At 64.3% G+C, this 18,799-nt stretch carries 15 protein-coding genes; 6 read left to right on the top strand and 9 right to left on the bottom strand.

The genetic code is table 11. The annotated features are described in order from the left end of the window. Positions 1-122: 122 nt before the first annotated feature. A complete protein-coding gene (locus GNK13_RS11155; RefSeq protein WP_164102604.1) occupies positions 123-752 on the bottom strand; it encodes a class I SAM-dependent methyltransferase in 630 nt (209 codons plus the stop codon). Then, positions 749-1,318, bottom strand: a complete 570-nt coding sequence (locus GNK13_RS11160) for an HD domain-containing protein (protein ID WP_164102605.1) — start codon at positions 1,316-1,318, stop codon at positions 749-751. Before GNK13_RS11160 ends, GNK13_RS11155 begins: the two co-directional genes overlap by 4 nt. A 114-nt stretch (positions 1,319-1,432) precedes the next feature. Here GNK13_RS11160 and GNK13_RS11165 point away from each other — a divergent pair, with 114 nt between their 5' ends. Beyond that, positions 1,433-2,218 (top strand): SDR family oxidoreductase, encoded by a 786-nt coding sequence (locus tag GNK13_RS11165; RefSeq protein ID WP_164102606.1) that lies wholly within the window; start codon positions 1,433-1,435, stop codon positions 2,216-2,218. Here the strand turns inward: GNK13_RS11165 and GNK13_RS11170 are convergent. The 5 genes from GNK13_RS11170 to GNK13_RS11190 all read right to left on the bottom strand — a co-directional run bounded on the left by GNK13_RS11170 (position 2,215) and on the right by GNK13_RS11190 (position 9,767). Next, positions 2,215-3,636: an aldehyde dehydrogenase family protein gene (locus tag GNK13_RS11170; protein ID WP_164102607.1), complete on the bottom strand. Its 1,422-nt coding sequence runs from the start codon at positions 3,634-3,636 to the stop codon at positions 2,215-2,217. The genes GNK13_RS11165 and GNK13_RS11170 overlap by 4 nt on opposite strands. A 66-nt stretch (positions 3,637-3,702) precedes the next feature. Next, the gene (locus GNK13_RS11175) at positions 3,703-4,824 is read right to left on the bottom strand and encodes a hypothetical protein (RefSeq protein WP_164102608.1); all 1,122 of its coding nucleotides are present in this window, start codon (positions 4,822-4,824) and stop codon (positions 3,703-3,705) included. A gap of 194 nt (positions 4,825-5,018) precedes the next feature. After that, on the bottom strand, positions 5,019-6,188 hold the full coding sequence (locus GNK13_RS11180) for a carboxypeptidase-like regulatory domain-containing protein (RefSeq protein WP_164102603.1): 1,170 nt from the start codon (positions 6,186-6,188) through the stop codon (positions 5,019-5,021). A gap of 130 nt (positions 6,189-6,318) precedes the next feature. Further along, positions 6,319-7,815 carry a hypothetical protein gene (locus GNK13_RS11185; RefSeq protein WP_164102609.1) on the bottom strand — a complete coding sequence of 499 codons (1,497 nt, stop codon included), beginning with the start codon at positions 7,813-7,815 and terminating at the stop codon, positions 6,319-6,321. A 179-nt stretch (positions 7,816-7,994) separates the two neighbouring features. Continuing rightward, positions 7,995-9,767 (bottom strand): ATP-binding protein, encoded by a 1,773-nt coding sequence (locus GNK13_RS11190; RefSeq protein ID WP_164102610.1) that lies wholly within the window; start codon positions 9,765-9,767, stop codon positions 7,995-7,997. A gap of 281 nt (positions 9,768-10,048) precedes the next feature. Between GNK13_RS11190 and GNK13_RS11195 the strand changes: the two genes are divergently transcribed. The 5 genes from GNK13_RS11195 (at position 10,049) to GNK13_RS11215 (ending at position 15,965) form a co-directional block, all read left to right on the top strand. Next, on the top strand, positions 10,049-12,181 hold the full coding sequence (locus GNK13_RS11195; RefSeq protein WP_164102611.1) for a M20/M25/M40 family metallo-hydrolase: 2,133 nt from the start codon (positions 10,049-10,051) through the stop codon (positions 12,179-12,181). Between the two features lie 162 nt (positions 12,182-12,343). Then, the gene (locus GNK13_RS11200; protein WP_235935057.1) at positions 12,344-12,964 is read left to right on the top strand and encodes an OmpH family outer membrane protein; all 621 of its coding nucleotides are present in this window, start codon (positions 12,344-12,346) and stop codon (positions 12,962-12,964) included. Positions 12,965-13,079: 115 nt separating this feature from the next. Beyond that, on the top strand, positions 13,080-13,961 hold the full coding sequence (locus GNK13_RS11205) for a UDP-3-O-acyl-N-acetylglucosamine deacetylase (RefSeq protein WP_235935058.1): 882 nt from the start codon (positions 13,080-13,082) through the stop codon (positions 13,959-13,961). A gap of 103 nt (positions 13,962-14,064) precedes the next feature. Next, positions 14,065-14,874, top strand: coding sequence for an acyl-ACP--UDP-N-acetylglucosamine O-acyltransferase (gene lpxA / locus GNK13_RS11210; RefSeq protein WP_164102614.1), 810 nt, complete (start codon positions 14,065-14,067; stop codon positions 14,872-14,874). Next, on the top strand, positions 14,871-15,965 hold the full coding sequence (locus GNK13_RS11215; protein ID WP_164102615.1) for a Gfo/Idh/MocA family oxidoreductase: 1,095 nt from the start codon (positions 14,871-14,873) through the stop codon (positions 15,963-15,965). The genes lpxA and GNK13_RS11215 overlap by 4 nt, the downstream gene beginning before the upstream one ends. Before the next feature lie 263 nt (positions 15,966-16,228). Here GNK13_RS11215 and GNK13_RS11220 read toward each other — a convergent pair whose 3' ends face one another. Next, complete coding sequence (locus GNK13_RS11220) at positions 16,229-17,608, bottom strand: hypothetical protein (protein WP_164102616.1); 1,380 nt, start codon at positions 17,606-17,608, stop codon at positions 16,229-16,231. Positions 17,609-17,696: 88 nt separating this feature from the next. Beyond that, on the bottom strand, positions 17,697-18,674 hold the full coding sequence (locus GNK13_RS11225) for a uracil-DNA glycosylase (protein ID WP_164102617.1): 978 nt from the start codon (positions 18,672-18,674) through the stop codon (positions 17,697-17,699). Positions 18,675-18,799: the final 125 nt, after the last annotated feature.

Below are 18,799 nucleotides of genomic sequence, written 5' to 3' on the forward strand. Positions count from 1 at the left end.
CAAAGAGAATCGCGAAAATGTTTGGGGGTGAAGGTCAAGCGATTGCCGCGATTCCCTTCGGGGGAGAGGGGGCTAAAAACTGCACGACCTCCGGAGTGAGAGTGCCGGATCGGTGCTCCCGTTCAGCGTCGGTAGAGGCGGGTTTGGTTCGATTCGTCATAAGTCAGCAGCAGCGCCCCGTCGGCTGCGTACTGCTCGAACAGCTTCAGCGTCAGCGCTTCGTCGTTCGGCCACGGGTAGACGAAAACCAAGTCGAAATCGGCCAGCTCGAGTCCCAACTCGTCGTAAGCGTCATCGGCTGAAGTTTCCAGCGACAGCGAGCCCGCTTCGTCGTGAAACGCCTGGTCGATCAACGCTTCGGCCCCGGGTGGAACGAAACTTCCGTGAATGAATTCGACCTCCAAATCGTGGTCCTCGGCCAGCGCTTCGGCCGCTTCACAGAGCCCGCGGTCGATCTCGATGCCATAGGCCTCGAAGCCGAGCTGTGTGGCCAGCGAGGCGATGACGCCGAACCCGCTGCCCCATTCGCAGAATCGATCACCGCAGCTCAATCGCTGCTCGGAGATTGCTCGTAGCGCGTGATAAATTGCGACATAGTCGCTCGGCACAAATCCGCGGTAACCGGGCGCCGCGCCGCCGCCCGAGGCGCGTCCCCGCATGAAGTCGGCGATCCGGGCGTCGGCCTCGGTGAGGAACCGCGCTACCTCGCGAGGGAGCGGTTGGCGGCGGTGGTCCAGCGTGATCTCGATCATGCCCCATCCCCACGGGATGCGTCGGTCGCGAGTCGCTGGCGGACCTCTTGGACCGTTTGGTCAAACTGCTGCTCGAGCGCGACATTGATGCCTCGGCAGCCTGCGACGACCTGCTCTCCCCAATCGACGTACTGCCGTTTCCGCTCGAGCGACCAGCCCGCCGGCGACGTGCTGCTGAGATCGCGGAGGTTGGAGATCTTATCCGCGATCTTCAACTGCTTGGCACCGGCGGAAAGCTGCGGCGCGTGCTCGACCTGCAGCCTCTTGCGCTGCTGTTTGGGGAGCGATTTGTCATCGGTCACCTCGGCGACCAGATCCCGGACCCGCTCACCGAACCGCTCGGCGATCTCTTCGAGCGAAACCTCGGTGTCCTCGACTGTGTCGTGCAACAAGGCTGCGATAAGCAACTCCAGATCCTGCACTCCGCCGACCTCGGTGAGCAGCTGAGCCACGGCGAGCGGGTGATTGATGTAGGGAGACTGATCGGCGTCCTTGCGACGCTGGCCGCTGTGGGCCTGAGCAGCGAAACTCGCGGCACGGAAGAGCAGGGCGAAGTCGTGTGGCATGGCGGTGGCTCCTGCGGGTGGCGGCGCGATGATTGCTAGTAGACGCGTCGGTGTCAGCGAGCGGACGCTGAGTTGTCGCTTGCGAATCGAGTTCCCTGCGGAGGCGAAACGGCGATGGGTTTACTGGAAGGAAAAGTCGTTTGGGTCACCGGCGCCAGCAGCGGGATCGGCCGCGCGGCGGCCAAAGCGATGGCGACCGAAGGAGCGGCGGTCGTCTGTTCGGCACGTCGTCTCGAAGAGCTCGAGTCGCTGGTCGAGGAGATCCGTACCGCGGGCGGACGGGCGGCGGTCGCCGAAGCGGACATCACCGACAGCGAGCAGCTGAAAGCGGCCGTAGAGGTGGCTCGCCGCGAGTTCGGTCGGCTCGATTCGGTGTTCGCCAATGCGGGGATCAACGGAACCTGGGCAGCCCTCGAGGAGCTCGACGAAGAGGAGTTTCGCAAAACGATCGAAGTCAATTTGACCGGCACGTTTCTGACCTGCAAAGCGGCCCTCGAAAGCCTCAAGGAATCGCACGGCAGCATCCTGATGAACTGCTCGGTCAATGGCACCCGGATCTTTTCCAACCGCGGAGCCACGGCCTACTCGTCGAGCAAAGCCGGCCAGTTGGCAATGATGCAGATGATGGCCGTCGAGCTGGGGGAACATCGCATCCGCGTCAATGCAATCTGCCCCGGGGCGATCGCCACCGAAATCAACGAGAAGACCGAGAAGGAAGCAATCGACGAGGCGGGTCCCGAGGTGCGTTTTCCCGAAGGCCATATCCCGCTGACCGGTGGCAAACCGGCGACCGCCAAGCAGGTCGCCGAGTTAGTCGTCTTTCTCACCAGCGACCGAGCCAGCCACATCAGCGGCACGCCAGTCTGGATCGATGGAGCCCAATCGCTGCTGCAGGGCTAAAATTCGGCCGACTGGAAAGCGCGGCTGTGGTAGAGGAACTCGACGATGCTTCCCTCGTGCGGCTGCAGCCAGTTCAATCGGTTGGTCGGAATCGGGCCGAGGTTGAGGCTGTCGATCTCAGTGCAGTCAACCGCCGCCTCGGCGAACGCATCGTCGCGCGTGAGCACCGTGGCGATCAGGGTCGAACCGATCCGTTTGAGCATCTCTGCCTGCGGGCACTCGACGACGCTGACGAACGGGAACATATATTCCTTCATCGCGACCGCTCGCTCGGCCGAGTCGGCGTGCACGACCATCGGCCGCAGGTACGCACAGCGTTCCTTCTCGACCAGCCGTGGGCCGTAGTCCGCCGTCATGTCGGTGACCCCCGCTTCCCGCAGATCCTGCTCGACCATCGACCAAGTTCCGGTGGCCATCGCAGGAACGGTGAACGCCGCCAGCTGGGACTGTTCGTCGAGCGGCGAGCGGACCTCGACCGGGCCGAGCCGTTCGGCCAGCGCCTGGGCAATTTCGCGGGTGTGCCGGCTGGCCCAAATGCTCGAGCAGTTCACGCAGGAGCGACCCGAATTGCTCAGCACGCTCTCGACCATCATGTCCAGGTGTTGCTCCCAGTCATCGACCACGTCGTCGCCGATCAGGATCTTCGACCACCCCGGCCCGTGGACCTGGACTTTGGGATTGCCGGCGTACTGCTGCACGGTCTGGACGCTGCCGAAGACCATGCTCCGCGGGCTGCTGGCGAGAATCGCATTGCCTGCGTCGTGGCCGCCGGGATAGAGCCCAAACGCTTCACCGGGGAGTCCCGCCGCCATGAAAGCCGCGATCATCCGGTAGGGAGTCCACGGTTCCTGCGAGCCCGGCTTGAGCGCCAGCCCGACTTGCAACGGCACCGCTGGCAGCCAGAGCGTGTGGACGCCGGGCGAATTATTCGGCAGGACCGCCCCGAGGATCGGCGTCCGCGATTGATAGCTGACCGGTGCCCCGCGGCCCTCGTCGCCATACCCCCGGCTGAGGATGCTCGGATCGAGCCCGCGGGTCAGGGCCGCCAGGATCTCGTCGATGTGCGAGAGGACGAAGCTGTTCTTGGCCATGTTCGCCCGGCACATATGTTCGGGCAGCCCCGTGCTGGCCGACTGCTGGTGGACGAATTGGTCGACCGACTGCGTCCCGTCGCCCATCGGCAGATCGCCGCTAGCGAACAGCTCGGCCGCTTGTTTGCACCGCGCGATGAGGTCGTCGATGCTGAACTGGCGAAGCGCCGCCCGGGCCTTGTCGGCGCGGCGCAGATCGCGCTGCACGATTCCTCCGCCGACCTGGCTGACCTCGGCGATCGGTTCACCGGTGTCGAAGTGAACCACCTCTTTCTTTTCGAGCGATTCGTACGGTTTGCCCCAGCGAAGCGCATGTAGATTCAGCATAGAAGTCGTTGTCGACAGAGGAAACGTAGAAGACGGGAGCCCAGTGGCGGCTGATGGACCGCGGCTTTAGTAGACGCCGACGGTCGTACCGCCCTCGAGGCTGCGATAGGGACGGACGCCGCTGACCCCGTCCCAGGGGTAGCGAGCGAAGGGGGCTTCGCGTTCGCCTTCGTCCCGCTCGAGAAAGCCGGGGACGAAGAATTCGCGGGTCAACGTATACAATTTGACTCGCCCGGTCTCTCCGTAGCCGACCAGCTGCGTGTGATCGTCCATGTCGACGACTTCGGTGACCGCCCGCGGCTGCGGCGCATAGTAGCTGATCTTGTAGCCATCGGCCGCCGTGATCGGCTTGCTGCAGGCGAGCCCCATCAGCGTGTTGCCATACGTCGGCGTCATGTACACGCCCCCTTCCTCCGGCGGCCCGCCGAGCAGCTCCTCCACGGCGTACCGCGTCCACTGCGGAGTGAACTCGGTGCCGCCGGAGAAAATCCCGGTGATCCCGATCTCCGCGATGCTCGTCCCCCGCTCCTCGAGCGCCTCGCCGAGGGCTTCGAGCAACTTCGGCGTGGTAAACATGCACTTGATGTCGTGGCCCGAGGTGAGCACCGTGATCGCCTGATCGATGCAGTGCTTCTTGTACTCCTCCAGATGCTCCATCCAGCCTTTCTTGATCAACTTGATCACCCAGCGGGGATCCAAGTCGATGCAGAAGCAGATCCCCCCGCGGTGCTGACAGAGGTGCTCGACCGCCAGCCGCAACCGCCGCGGTCCGCTCGGCCCGAGCATCAACCAGTTGGATCCTTTGGGAAAGTACTGGTCGGGCAGGGTATCGGAGAAGCGTTCGTAGTCGATCCAGTGGTCTTCCATCACGACGCGGGTTTTGGGAACGCCGGTCGTGCCACCCGTTTCAAACACGTACGCCGGTTTGTCGGCCAAGCCTTGGGGAATCCAGCGGCGGACCGGGCCGCCCCGCAACCAGTCGTCTTCGAACAGCGGAAACTTCTTCAAATCGTCGAACGACTTGATCTCGGTCAACGGATCGAAATTCAACTCCGCCTTTTTCTGCAACCAAAACGGACTCCCCGTCGCCTCGCCGAAGTGCCAATGCACCATTTCGACAGTCTGAGCGTCCAGTTGTGCGCGAGCGGTATCGATCGCGGATTGCAGATCCTCCGTTTCGGTGCTCATCAGCCGTTGCTTCGCCAATTGATCGAGGTGCCTGGAAGGTTCATGAACGGAAGCTGAAAAATACCGCAGCAGCAAACGCCAAGCAAGCATCGAGAGGCGGCCGGCGGAAAGCGCAAAAAAACAGCCCGCCTCGAAAATCCGAGGCAGGCTGCCGAATGTTCATCGTTTGGAGCGGATCTAGAAATCCAGCAAGCTCAAGGACTCGCCACCGGGATGGCCAAGTCATCGTCGTCGCTGGCGGCTATCGCGGCCGCGGCAATCGCTCCGCCGATCGCGGCAAAGGCACCAAAGCCACCGCCACCACCAAGACCTCCGCCGCCGGCACCACCGCCGCCGAAGCCACCACCGGGACCGAATCCGCCGCCAGCGAACCCACCCGGAGCAAAGCCCGCATCCATCAAGGGAGGAGCCAATCCTCCGTCTTCAGCCAATCCACCATCCGGCCCCGCCACACCAAACGACTCTTCACCGAGCAGGTTGGTCGACGGAGGTGCAAGCTGCAGCTCAAACGGGAATCCGCCAGCCTGCATTACGGCGCTGGCAGCCCGGAAGGGGTTCTTCGAAGCGGCGAGCGGCTCATCCACGGGGGCTTCGGGCGGAGCAATCAATTCGAAACCGGTTGCGGCAAAGCCCGCCGATCCCGACGCGATAAGGTCGTACACACCGGGCGACAAGTTCGGCACCGCGAACGATCCGTCGACGGCCGTGACCGCTTGCCCCACCACTTCGTCACTGCGAATCACCAGCACGTTCACATTCGCCGCCGGAACCATTCCGCCGGCGAGCCAGCCGGACCGGAAAAGCCGACCGGCCAAACCGCCCTCGGGGCTCTGAACGACTTGGTAGCCATCGGGAACAATCGGCGTACCCTCCGGGAGGGGAAGCTCGCCTTCCCGCGGAACCGCATCCGCATCGATCCGCGCCGGCTGGTAGCGTGCGATCGTACTCAGCGCTCGCTCGGGGCGAAGCGATGAGGCGGTGATACTGGTCGTGCTCGGCAGCTCACGCCCCCCTTGCCCGGGAGCCACAACCGTCAACGAGCGGGCCGAGTACGAACCGGCCGAGCGATAGCTGAGACGATAAACGCCAGGATAGACGTTGCGGACGACAAACAATCCTTCGGCGTTCAGCTCGGCAGGCAGCGGCTGACCCGTAACGTCGAACAGAGCCACTCGTCCAGCATCGACCAGCGAGGGATCGGCCGGTGCGAAGACCTTGATGTAAACGTTACCGTTAGCGTCAGGCTGGACCCATTGGCTGGCGACATGCGAGTCGGGGCTGGGAGCCGCGACGGCTTCATCCGCGGTGGCCAGTGTCGGTGAGAACACCAACGCCCCTAGAATGGCTGCAAGGAAGGCTCTCATGGATCGAGGTCTCGGCAAAATAGGAAACTTGTGAGGTTAATCTCGGTGCTACGGCTACGAGTTTAGGCGGTGTCCAGGGAGCTGACAAGGAATTTGCTCCCCTTTGATCGCAAAAATCGACATAACTTCACTAACCTCCCGCGCGATCAGTTACTCCGGGGGGAGTCCGCTCGTACAGCCCGCTGATGTTGCTCGGCACCCGCCGTCCATCAGCAGCCGGGAGCGGCGGGAAGTCGGCTCCGCGGGCGGCGCCGCCAAGCGGAACGGTCAGGCTGTCGTTCATGCGAGCCAGGAAGTTCAGCAGCTTGTAGGCCGGGATGATCGTGATCCCCAGCTGCCGCGCCTCGTCGATCGTCTTACCCATCTCGGCCAGCCCCTGCTGAATCTGCTGGTTCTGCTCCGGATCGCCTCCCTCCGACACTTCGGGGCGTTCTCCGACGACCAAGAAGCGAATCCCACCGTCGAGCTCGCCCGTCGCGGCCTGGCCTTCGACCGGATTGACGACCGCAGCAACCTCGGCACCGGCCGACTCGATCATGCCGCGGACCAGCGAAGTGTCGTCGCGTCCATCCCCGTTGATATCGATCAGCCCCGCGAGAGCAATCCGCACCTCGCGACCCGGCGACCAGAAGGGAGAGTAGATAACGTCGCCCGGAATGATCGGCTCGGTGACTTTGGGATCCGAAACGATGCGGGCTTCGGCCAAGTGATCGCGGCGGATCGCGACGACTTCGATGGTCGCCTTGGGGGGCGCTTCGGTGACTTTGGTTTGCTCGGAATCAAACACGCCGAACGTAACGCCCGGACGGAGCGCGTCGGCCGAACCCAAGTTGATCAGCACCAGCCGGTCGCCGGGCCGCGTGTAGGTGACTTCGCCCTGGACGACTTCAAACTCGGAGTTTTGCAGGGTGTTGATCCGCTGCCGTTGCTCGTCGACGGTCGCCAGCAACTCTTGGTTCTTCGCCTGGAGCTGGGCAATCTTCTTAGAGCTCTCGTCGCTCTGCGAGCGGAAGGTCGTCGCTTGATTGCTGACCAAGTCCTGCAACTTGGCGTTGGCGACCTTCATTTCCTGGCGGTTTTTCTCGAATTCCTCGATCTTGTTTTGCAGCTCGGTTTGGGCCTGAGCCTGCTGTTCCTGCGCCAGGGCCTGGGCGTCGCGAGCATTTTTGACATCGGCCTGAGCCCGAGCCAAATCTTCCTGCCGCATCTGGCTCATGTTGTTGTACTGCTCGACCCGCTCGCGAATCACGCCCACCAGGTATTCGGGCAGGGCCAGCAAATTCTTGCGGGACTGATCGACGTCGGGAGCAAAGTACGACATCGCCGTCGCGTAATCGGCAGCGATCTTCTGCAGGTCGGCGTCATCGGCGGCACTTTGCGCCAACTGCTCAAATTCCGCCTCGGTGACTTCGCCCACGCCGATCATGGCCTTCAAGTAGGCGAGCTGATCGGTCTGCTTCTGGACCGTCGCATTGACCGTCTGCAGCCGAGTTTTGGCATCCGCCGCCTCGGTCGCCGAGGTATCGCCCCACCGCCACAACAGGAAGTTGAGCACGAGCGAGAGGACGAGGAAGATCACACAGGTGATCAGGCTGCCGCGGATCACCGAATCGTCACGAGCTGGCATATCAGAAAGAACCCCAGAGATGGTTCACGTGCGGGGGGCGATGACAAGTCAACTCCACATCCTATCTCCTGCAACCGGCAATTCCAGTCATTGGAGGCAGTTCGGACGCGAAAGCTGCCCAAGCTGTACGTTTGCAACGGCTTAATGGTTTCCGCCGCCCTCTCAGCCGATCGTTTCGCTCAGCCGATCGTTTCCCCGGCGTCGAACCGAGTCTGATGCGCGTCGGCCGGGGGGAGCGTGATGCGGAAGGTGCAGCCCGGCCCCCCTTCAGTCATCAGATCGATCCGGCCGCCATGTTCGTGGACGATCTTCTGGCTGACCGGCAGCCCCAATCCCGTGCCTCGAGCTCCTTTCTTCGACTCGAACAGCGAAAACACCTTCTCGCGGTCTTCCGGATCGATCCCCGGGCCGTTGTCGCTAACCTCGATCCACCACCCATCGGTGGCAGCAAACCCGGTGCGGACGGCGACTCGTGCCTCCTCGACCCCCGCCACGGCGTCGATCGCGTTGGTCACCAAATTCAGCACCGCGCGGTGCATCGCCTCGGTGTCGAACTCGGCATCCGGCAAGGCTTTACCGGGAGAGAACTCGAGCCGACAGCCCTGCTCCTCCGCCCGCACCTGCATCAGCTCGACCACGTCGGCGACGGTCGCGTTCAGATCGCTGGTCGTCCGTTCTGGCTGCCGATCCTTGCTGTAGGAAAGCATGTCGAGGACGAGATTCGAGATCCGTTCTTGGTTTTTCTCGACGATCTGCCAGCCGCGGCGGATCGCATCGGGGTCCTCGCGTTCGAGCCCCGCGCCGATCAGGTAGCCTCCTCCTCGCATCCCCTGCAGGATGTTTTTCATGTGGTGCGAGAGGATCGCGATCGTCTGGCCGATCGCCGCCAGCCGTTCGCTTTGCAGAAGCGACGAATAATAAAAGGTATCCTCGATCGCCAGCGCCGCTTGGTGGCCGATCGCCGTCATCAGCCGCAGATGTTCGTCGGTGAACCGCCCCACCTGCTGCCGCGCGATCACCCCGCCTGGGGAAGTGAAGGTGTCGACGTAGATCGCTCCGACGCAGCCGTACCGGCCGAGCAGCGGAACGCACAGCGCCTCGCGAATCCCCATTTGCACGATCGAGTGGGCCGCGTCCCAGCGAGCGTCGTCGCGGGCGTCGGTGGTCCGAACCCCTTCCTTCCGCTCCATCACAAAGTCGAGGATCGTGCGGCTGATCGACATCCGGTCGGGGGGTTGGTTGTCGCGATCGCACCGCGCCGCCGGTCGCAGGGAATCGGTCTCGGTGTCGCGAAGCATGATGCAGCCCCGGTCCGCCTCGACCCAGTCGAAGATCAGCCGGAGTATGCGGTCGAGCAACTCGGGGATGTCCATCGTGCGGCCGACCGCGATCGCCGTCTGGTACATGACGTCGAGCGAACGGTTTTCCAAATCGCGGCGAATCCCTTCGTCGGTTTCCACCAGCGGGACTTCCGCCGCGTCGCGGCCGTCGGCCGCACGCTCACCGCTGCCGGCGGCCGCACCGCTCGCCGCGCGGAGGCTGCTCGGAACCCGAAGGCTGCTCGGCGACTGGGGCCACGACGAGACGATTCGCGAAGCCTCGGGGACCTGGCTCTGCATCACAATGTCGACGCTGTGGGCAGCCTGCATCGAACCGGGCGAGCCGCTGCCGGTGAAAATCATCAGCGTCTGGCCGATCTGCACCCGATCGCCGCTCCTCAGCTCGCACCGCTCGATCTTCTCCCCATTGACCATCGTCCCGTTGCTGCTGTCGAGATCGACCAGCTCCAAGCGACCATCACTCCGCGGTCGCAGCTCGGCGTGCGAGCGGGAGACCTCGCTGTCGATCAACTGAATCGCGCTGGCCGGATCGCGGCCGATCCGCGTCGGTTTGGGCTCGAGGGCAAAGTATCTCCCTTGGTCACGGCCGCGAATCACAAACAAGGATGGCATGGGCGGAAACGGATTCGATTCAGGGCGGGAGAGAGCACGAAGCTGAAATCCAGGAGCCAAAGCCCCACAGCAAGATCATCGTGAGCAGGCCGGAGCCACCGCCCACGCGCCGCCCATCATACCGCCGGAGAACCGACGCCGGGGCACAGCGTAAGAAAGGAGACCAGCCAGCTCGCGTTGACCGCCCGCGCCCCCGGCGGCGACAATCGACGCCTCCGATAAACGCCGCTCCCCAAAGACCGGCCACGCCTCCTCCCACTTCTCTTTCCCCTCCATTCTCCATGCCCGCTTTCGATAGCTCGTCCCTCAGCCGCACTCCAACGATCCCCCTGATTCCACAGAGGCCACTCCGGCGGATTGCGACGGCGACGCTCGTTGCCGCCAGCCTGCTGTGGGTCGGGAACGCACCGCGCGTGGGGCTGACGGCTGAGGCAACTCCCGAGACGGCAGCCGGCAGCAGCGCCACGCCGACGCCCGTATCCTCTGCTTCGCGGGAGCGGATTGCGGACGATCTGCGGTATCTGTCCGACGACCGCTTGGCGGGCCGCGACACCGGCTCGGAGGGGATCGACTTGGCAGCGGAGTACATTGCCGAACGATTCCGCAGCCTCGGCCTGAACACGACACTCTTCAACGAGACTCCCTTCCAGCAGTTCACGGCGCTTCGCGAGAGCGTCGCGGGACCGGCCGAAGAGAACCAGCTGACGCTTCGCCGCGGCGACGAGGAGCCACGGACGCTGGAGTTCGAGCGGGCGATCCGGCCCTTAGCCCTCGGCGGCAGCGGACGTGCCGCCGGTCCCCTGGTCTTCGCCGGTTATGGGATCACGGCACCGGAAGCGGGCTACGACGACTATGCGGGAATCGACGCGGCGGGAAAGCTCGTCGTCGTGATTCGCGGTGAGCCTCGGGCCGGGCGCGACGACAACCCGCTCGGCGGCCCCGAGACGAGCCGCCACGCCTACTTTGCAACGAAAGCCCAGAACGCGATCGATCACGGAGCCGTGGGGCTACTGATCGTCAATCGCCCCGACGCGGTCGCCGAGGAAGCGGAGCTCGCTAACGCACAACTGCAGCGCCAGCTCGAAAAACTTGCGGAAGTCGATGCCGCTTTGAAGGAGCTCCCCGAGCAAGCAAAGAACTCGCGAGCCCGGCTGGAAGCCTCGCGAAAGGTCATCCGCGATCAGCTCGAAGCGCTGCGGCGAACGGTCGAATCGGCTCCCGAGGGGCTGCTGGGCGTCTCCCAAGCGGGCCGCCACTCAGACCCAGATCGGATTCCAGTCGCGTCGCTCGGTCGCCGCACCTTCGCCGAATGGTTCGTCGAGGAGGCCCCCGAGGGAATTGCCGAGACGCTTGAAGCCTGGGAAGCGGAAGTTGCCGAAACGATGCAGCCGCGGAGTTTCGCCTTCGAGCGGCTCACCGCAACGCTCCACACGTCGGTCGAGAGCCGCAACGTGATGGCGAAGAATGTCATCGCCGAGCTTCCGGGCCGTGGTCCGTTGGCTGCCGAAACGGTCGTCATCGGAGCCCACTACGACCACGTCGGCATGGGAGGCATGGGCTCGTTGGCGCCCGGAACGGTCGCCGTGCACAACGGCGCGGACGACAACGGCAGCGGGACGGCGATCTTGCTGGAGACCGCGCGGCGGTTGGCCGAGGATCGGCCGGAAGCTTCGCGGCGGATCGTGTTCATCGCTTTTACCGCCGAAGAAAAGGGGCTGCTCGGCAGCAAGCACTACGTCCGCAATCCCCGTTTTCCGCTCGAGGAGACGGTGGCCATGATCAATCTCGATATGGTCGGTCGCCTCGACGAGGAAGCGGGCCTCACGGTCTTCGGCACCGGGACGGCGAAAGAATTCGACTCGCTCGTCGACCGGCTCAACGCCGAAGCCGGCTTGCCGATCCGCAAAGACCCGAGCGGACTAGGGCCGAGCGACCATGCCAGCTTCTACGAAAAACAGATCCCGGTGCTGTTCTTCTTCACCGGCCTGCACCCGGATTACCACCGTCCCAGCGACGATTTCGAAAAAATCAATTTAGATGGCATGGTCCGCATAACCGATATGGTTACACAGACAGCCCGTCACCTCGCCACGGTGGCGGAACGTCCCAGCTACCAAGAGGCAGGTCCGGGAGGCGGAATCCACCAAGCCGGACACCGGGCTTACCTGGGAGTCCAGCTTGCGGCAACCGGCGGATCGGTCGAGCTGTCGGAGGTCCTCGCAGGGGGGCCGGCCGACGAAGCGGGGCTGCGAACCGGAGACCGCATCGTCCACATCGACGGCTTGGCGATCCAGTCGCTCGGGGCCGTCCAACGGGCGGTTGCGAGCCAGAAACCGGGCGACGTGATGGAGATCGTAGTCCGCCGCGGCGGGCAACAAATTCGCGTTATCGCGACCTTGGGGAAACGCCCCTAAGACGGGCGAGAAATCAGTATTTACTCTCCTGGCGGGGGACGGCAAAATGGCCGCAACCCGTCAGACCGATCCCCTGGAGCATGAGGATCGGTACCGCGGCCGACGGATCGGCTTGCCGCGGTGACTCCAACGACACGCACCCGTCACGCAAGGAGAGCGAAAGTGCGAACTACCCGCAGCACGGCCATTGTCTTCGGTCTGTTGGCCGCTTCGGTTCTGACCCCCAACGCCGCCCCGGCCCAGGAAGGCTCGGCTGCCCCGCACAAGATCGCGGTCGTCGACGTGGCGCGGATTCTTAAAGATCACCCCGGCATCAAAGCCCAGGTTCAGAAGGTCGAGACCGATCTGAAGAACTACGACCAGCAGCTGACGGCTCAGCGGGAAGAGCTCAAGCAAGCGGTCGAGCTGCTCAAGACGTTCAACGTCGACTCCCCGGAGTATCGTCAGCAGGAAGAAAAGATCGCCCAGTCCGAGTCGCAACTGCGGTTGGAGATGAACCGCAAGCGGAAAGAGCTGGTCGACGCCGAAGCTCGCATCTACTTCGACAACTACCGCCTGATCTCCGAGACCGTTCGCCAGATCGCCGAGTACAACCACATCGACTTGGTGCTCCGGTACAACGGCGAAGAAATGGAACTGGAGAAGCAGGAGTCGGTGATCCGCGGCGTGATGAAGAACATCGTCTACCGCAGCGATCGGTTGGACATGACCGACGCGGTGATCAACGTGCTGAACCAGAAGCTCGGCGTTGCCAACGCTCCGGCAGCGCAGACCCGCCGGTAAGCCCCCCAGCGCCGCGGATTCAAGGGGTCGCGTCGAGTCGCAGGAAGCCGCTCGACGCGTTCCGCAACGGATGGAAAGTATCGGTGAAGCAGGTCGCTCCAAGGAGGGTGCGCCAGTGTTAGGTCGCCAACGCAACGAGCATACGATTGCCGAACGAGTCCGCGTGACCGGACGGGGCTACTGGAGTGGCCGCGGCGTGAACGTGCACTTCATCCCGGCCAGCGTCGGCACCGGAATCCGCTTCGTCCGCAGCGATCTCGCCGGACGCCCCGAGATCCCCGTCGACCTCTCCACTCGAACCGATCAATCGCTGCGGACCAACTTGGCCGTGGGCGAAGCGAAGGTCGAGATGATCGAACACGCGATGGCCGCGCTGTACGCGCTGGAGATCGACAACTGCGTCGTCGCGATCGACGGCGAGGAGCTGCCGGGCCTCGATGGTTCGAGCGCCGCTTACGTCGACGCGCTTCGCACCGCGGGGCTGGTCATGCAGGCCGCTCCACGCCGGCAATTAATCGTCGACCGCACGATCCGGATCGGGACCGCCGCGAGCTGGATCGAGGCGTCGCCGTCTCCCGACGGTCGGATGCACGTCGAATACCGGCTCGACTACGGACCCGAGTCGCCGATTCGCCCCCAGACGTTCGCCGCCCCGGTCTCCCCCGAATCCTTTGCCCGCGAGTTCGCTCCGGCCCGCACGTTCGTCACGGCTGAGCAAGCCGAGAGCCTACGGCGGTCCGGGGTGGCTTCGCACGTCACCAACCGCGACCTGCTGGTGTTCGACCACCGCGGGCCGGTCGGCAACCTGCTCCGCTACCCCAACGAGTGCGCTCGCCACAAGGCGCTCGACCTCGTCGGCGACTTGGCCCTGGTCGGTGCCGAGCTCGTCGGCCGCATCGTCTCCCACCGCGGTGGACACCAGCTCAACGGCTCGATGGCCGAACAACTTTGCAAGATCGCAGACCTCGTTCCCCTGGGTTGCCGGAGAGCGGCATGAGTCGCTTCGGCACGTCCCAGTTTTTTTCCGGCTCCCCCCAACTTTCCGGCTCACGCCTGCCCGCTGGCCGCGCCCGCAGTCATTACGAGAAGGACCTACGCTGATGAGCGTCAACATCGCCCCGACCGCCGTCGTTGATCCGCGGGCGAATATCGAAGCGGACGTTCAGATCGGCCACTTTTGTGTGATCGGCCCCGACGTCACGATCCAGCGCGGAACGCGGCTCGAGAACAATGTCTCGATCATGGGACACGTCTCGATCGGCGAGGACAATCACTTCTTCCCGAACTGCGTGATCGGCGGTCACCCGCAGGACCTGAGCTACCAGGGAACCGACACCCGCGTCGAGATTGGGCATGGGAGCACCTTCCGCGAAGGGGTCACGGTCAACCGGGCGAGCGAGAAGGAAGACGGCATCACCCGGATCGGCAACCAGTGCTACTTAATGGCCTACAGCCACGTCGCCCACGACTGCAAGATCGGGGACCGCGTGATCATGGCCAACAATGTGATGCTCGGCGGGCACGTCCACGTCCACAACGATGCGACGATCAGCGGCGGCGTCGGCGTCCATCACTATGGTTCGATCGGCAGCTTCGCCTTCGTGGGAGCGGTCTCGCGCGTTTTGCATGACGTCCCTCCATTCATGATCAGCGAAGGCGTTCCGGCCAAGCCGCGGTGCGTCAACGTGGTCGCGCTCAAACGCAATAGCTTTCCGGCCGACGACATTCGGCTGATCTCCGACGCCTTCAAGTTGCTCTACCGCTCCAAGGTAGGCGTGGCCCCGGCGCGGGAACTCCTGCTCTCCCGGGGGCCGATGCGACCGGTCCTCAAGACTCTCTTTGACTTCCTCGATCACCAGGGTGGTGGCCGCCACGGACGCGGTCGCGACCGAAGGAAAAAAGCGGCGTGAACAAGGTGCGTTTCGCAGTCGTCGGTGCCGGACACCTCGGCAAGATCCATGCTCGGTTGCTCCAGTCGGTCGAGGGCGCCGAAGTGGTCGCGATCACCGACCCGAGCGACGCGGCGCGGGCCGCAGCGGCCGAGCAACTCGGGCTGCCGACCTACGCCGATCACTCGCAAGTCCTCGACCGGGTGGATGCCGCGATCGTCGCTTCGCCGACCGATCTGCACGCGAGAATCGCGGCGGACTTCTTGCAGGCCGGTAAACACGTCTTGGTCGAGAAACCGATCACGACCACGCTCCGCGACGCGGAAATGCTCGTCGATCTGGCCCGCCGCAAGCGATTGACGCTGCAGGTCGGACACGTCGAACGCTTCAATCCCGCCTGGACCGCGGCCAGCGAAGCTCTCCAGCGTCCCAAGTACATCGAAGCGACTCGGGCCAGCTCCTTTCCCGGCCGCTGTCTCGACGTCGGCGTCGTGATGGACCTGATGATCCACGACCTCGATCTGGTTCTCTCGCTGACCTCCGCCGAGGTGGTCGACGTTCAGGCCAGCGGCATGGCGATCGTCTCGGATCACGAAGACATCGCTGAAGCCCGAGTCACGTTCGGATGCGGCCTCGTCGCCCAGTTCAAAGCTTCGCGGATCAGCCCCACGGCGACTCGCCAAATGCAAATCTTCGGCGAGCGTGGTTTTGTCGAGCTCGATTTCTCGGGTCCCACAGCCAGCTGGGTCCGTCCCTCGCAAGCGATTCTCGACCGCACCTTCGACCTCGACTCGCTCGGCGATCCCCGCGGAGCTCGCGAGGCGCTGTTCGCCGAGCACCTGGTCCTCGAGTCGCCAGCGCTTGAACCGCGGAATGCGATCCTCGACGAACTGCATGACTTCATGATCAGCATCCAGTCGGGACAGACGCCCACGGTCAGTGGTGCCGATGGTGCGCGAGCCGTCGCGGTGGCCAATCAGATCCTCTCAGCCATCGCTGCCCACCAGTGGCACGGAGCGGCCGACGCGAGCGTCCGCGGACCGCACGCCCGCCCCTGCGAAGCGATCGAAGTCGCCAGCGAGCGGATCCACCGCACCCGCCGCGCGGCGTAGGACGCGCCAGCCTGAGATTCGTTCGCGAGCACTACGGCTCGCGGAGAAATTGTTTAACGGCAAGCCGCAGGCGACTGTGTTTTAAAAAGCAGTCGCCTGCGGCTTGCCGTTAAACGACTGTGTCACGAACCTGCGGTGCACTTTCGCCATCAGCCGCCACGCTTCTTGCGTCCGGTTTTATACATCAGCCACCAGACGCTGGCCCCGGTTCTCGAAAACGCCGGCCGGAAGCTAGAAGCGTGGCGGCTGATCTGACCGGCTCCCTAATATCCGATTCCGGCTCGGATGATGAAGGTGCTGTGGGGGTCAAAGTTGTCTTGCGGGTTCCGCTCGTATTTGACCTCGCGGGCAAACACCCAACCCGCCTCGAGAAAGCCGGTGCGACGACCGGCGCGGATCAAATCACTGCGGCCCCACTCGAGCCCCAGCAATAGGCGGATGTCGTTGATGTCGACCGAGTCCTCTTCCCCGTCGGCACGCTTGATCGACCACGCCCCGCCGCCGAACTCGCCAGCCACATAGCCCCACGTGTCTTTGGTCCCCACGGTGCTCAGGTAGCGAGAAATCTTAGGGTTCGGAAAGAACAGATCCCAGCGGGAGTAGGGCGTTGGCTGCCAGAGCAGCCCGCCAGCGGGAATGATTTTGATGTCGTTGCGGTCGACGTACATCGCCCCCGCTTTGAGCGTCGCTCGCGGGGTGACGCGGAATTTGCCGAGCAGCTGCCCGCGAATCCGAAAACTATCGCTGTTGAATGTGTCGAAGTCGGTGAACACGCCCGTTCGCAGCCCCGCCTCGAGCCCCAGGATTTGGTTCGGATCCGACTGCCAGCCGAAATCGACGAAGGCGTCGTAGGCTTGCCCGGGTAGATCGGCCGCGATGCCCGACGGCCCATCCCAGAGATGCAGCGAGAACGAAGGGAGTACGTACAGCGGCTGGCCGCTGTACAGAAAATTGGGAAAGGCAAAGGCGAGCGAGGCGTCGGTGGTGTTGATCCCCAGATCGCGGGCCTCATCGCCGCCGCCGAGCCAAGCATGCTGCAGCCGCGGCCCCTGGAAAAACTTGAGCGGCGCGAACTCGCCCGCGGAGTACGGCGCTCCATACGCCCCCGCTCCCATGCCGCCACCCATCAATCCGCCGGGGAACAGCACCGGCGGACCTTCACTGGGATAAATCGAAGGCGGATAGACCGGTGGATTGACCATCGGCGCCGTCGGCGGCGGGGCAAACGCGGTCGGTGGCGGAGCTCCGCCGTAACCCGTGGGGCCTCCGGGCAGGGCACCGAAAATCGAACCGGCGGTCGCTCCGCCCGGCACGGTCGCGACCGGCGGGATTGCCGGCTGCTGGGGCAGGGCGGGCTGATAAACGCCCGGCGTCCCCCCGCTGTGATACGGATCGTAGGTGGGGTTGCCGAGTGAGACCGACGGTGGCGTGGGGCTGGAGATGCTCGACCGCGAAGGAACCGGCGCCAGCTGCGTCATTGGCTGGCTGAGCGTCGACGGCGCACCGGGCTGCAGAGCGGGAGCCGAATTGACCGGCATCGGGCCGCTCGGCGAAGTGCCGTACTGCCCGGCCGCAAGCTGGGGGGCGACCGCCAAAGCGGTGACGCAGGCAGCTCGCAGCGCAATCTGTTTACTTCGGCACACCGAGACGATTCTCCCCAGCAAAACTCGAACGAATAAACGGGTTCGTACGAACCGGCCCGCTCGCCCGTCAAGATCAGCGGCGGGGGGACTACCGTTTCCGAGGAGCCTTGGGGTCGATCCCCATGTCGCGGAGCATCAGCTGCAGATCCTCCCAGGCGGCCCGCTTCGCTTCAGGGTTTCGCAGCAGATAGGCCGGGTGGTAGGTGACCAGGACTTTGCTGCTGCGATAGCGATGGAAGACGCCTCGCAGCCGCCCGACCGAAGCCGTGGTGTGCAGGAGCGCCCGGGCCGAGATCAGTCCCAGGCAGACGATGTACTCGGGCTGCAGAATCTCGAATTGCTGCTCAAAGTAGCCGCGGCAGTGCTCCACTTCGTCGAGCTGCGGATTGCGGTTCCCCGGCGGCCGGCACTTGATCGTGTTGAGGATGTAGACCTCTTCCCGCTGGAACGTGCAGGCTTCGATCATCTTGGTCAGCAGCTCTCCGGCGCGGCCGACGAACGGTCGCCCGCTGCGGTCTTCGTCCGCCCCCGGTGCCTCGCCGAAAAAGCAGACTCGCGGAGCCGGATTGCCTTCGCCGAACACGGTCTGCCGCCGCGACTGGACCAGCGCCGGACAGCGGGTGCAGAAGCTCACTTCGCTCGACAGCGCCGCGAGCTCCGCCTGGGCGTTGACCACTGGCAGGCGAGGCCGCGCGTAATTCTCCGGCCCATCGAGGACCGCCGCCGCCGGAGCCAGCCGTCCGCGGGGGGCCGCGGCGGTCGGCTCGCGGACATTCACCGGCCGAGCCACTTGGGGGGCGGCCGGTGAGGGACGCGTGGAGGGTGCTGCGTCGGGCCGTGCTGCGTCGGGCCGTGCTGCGTCGACCGTCGATGTGGGGGCCGGCGGTGTGGGGGCCGTTTCGAGCAGCAGGGGCAGCCCTGCGTTGGCGACCGCGGCGGCTGAGGGAAGATGGGTCAAGCCGATCCGCCCCAAGTGGGCCAGTAACCCCGCGGTGGCCGCCTGCAGTTCAGCAGCGTCCTCAAACCCAAACTCCGAGGGATCGACCGTTTCGGGAGCAGAACTCATAAGCCTCAGGGAATCGAAATCGGGACCGGAACGCCGCCAGCAATGAGCGGGCGGGACGTGAGGCAACCGCGCTCAAAATTTCTCGCCGCGGTTTAATATACCGGGTGAGCGAACCCTGTCGTCGG

Origin of the sequence: Candidatus Laterigemmans baculatus (assembly GCF_010367455.1) — a bacterium.
GTDB classification, from domain to species: Bacteria; Planctomycetota; Planctomycetia; order Pirellulales; family Pirellulaceae; genus Laterigemmans; species Laterigemmans baculatus.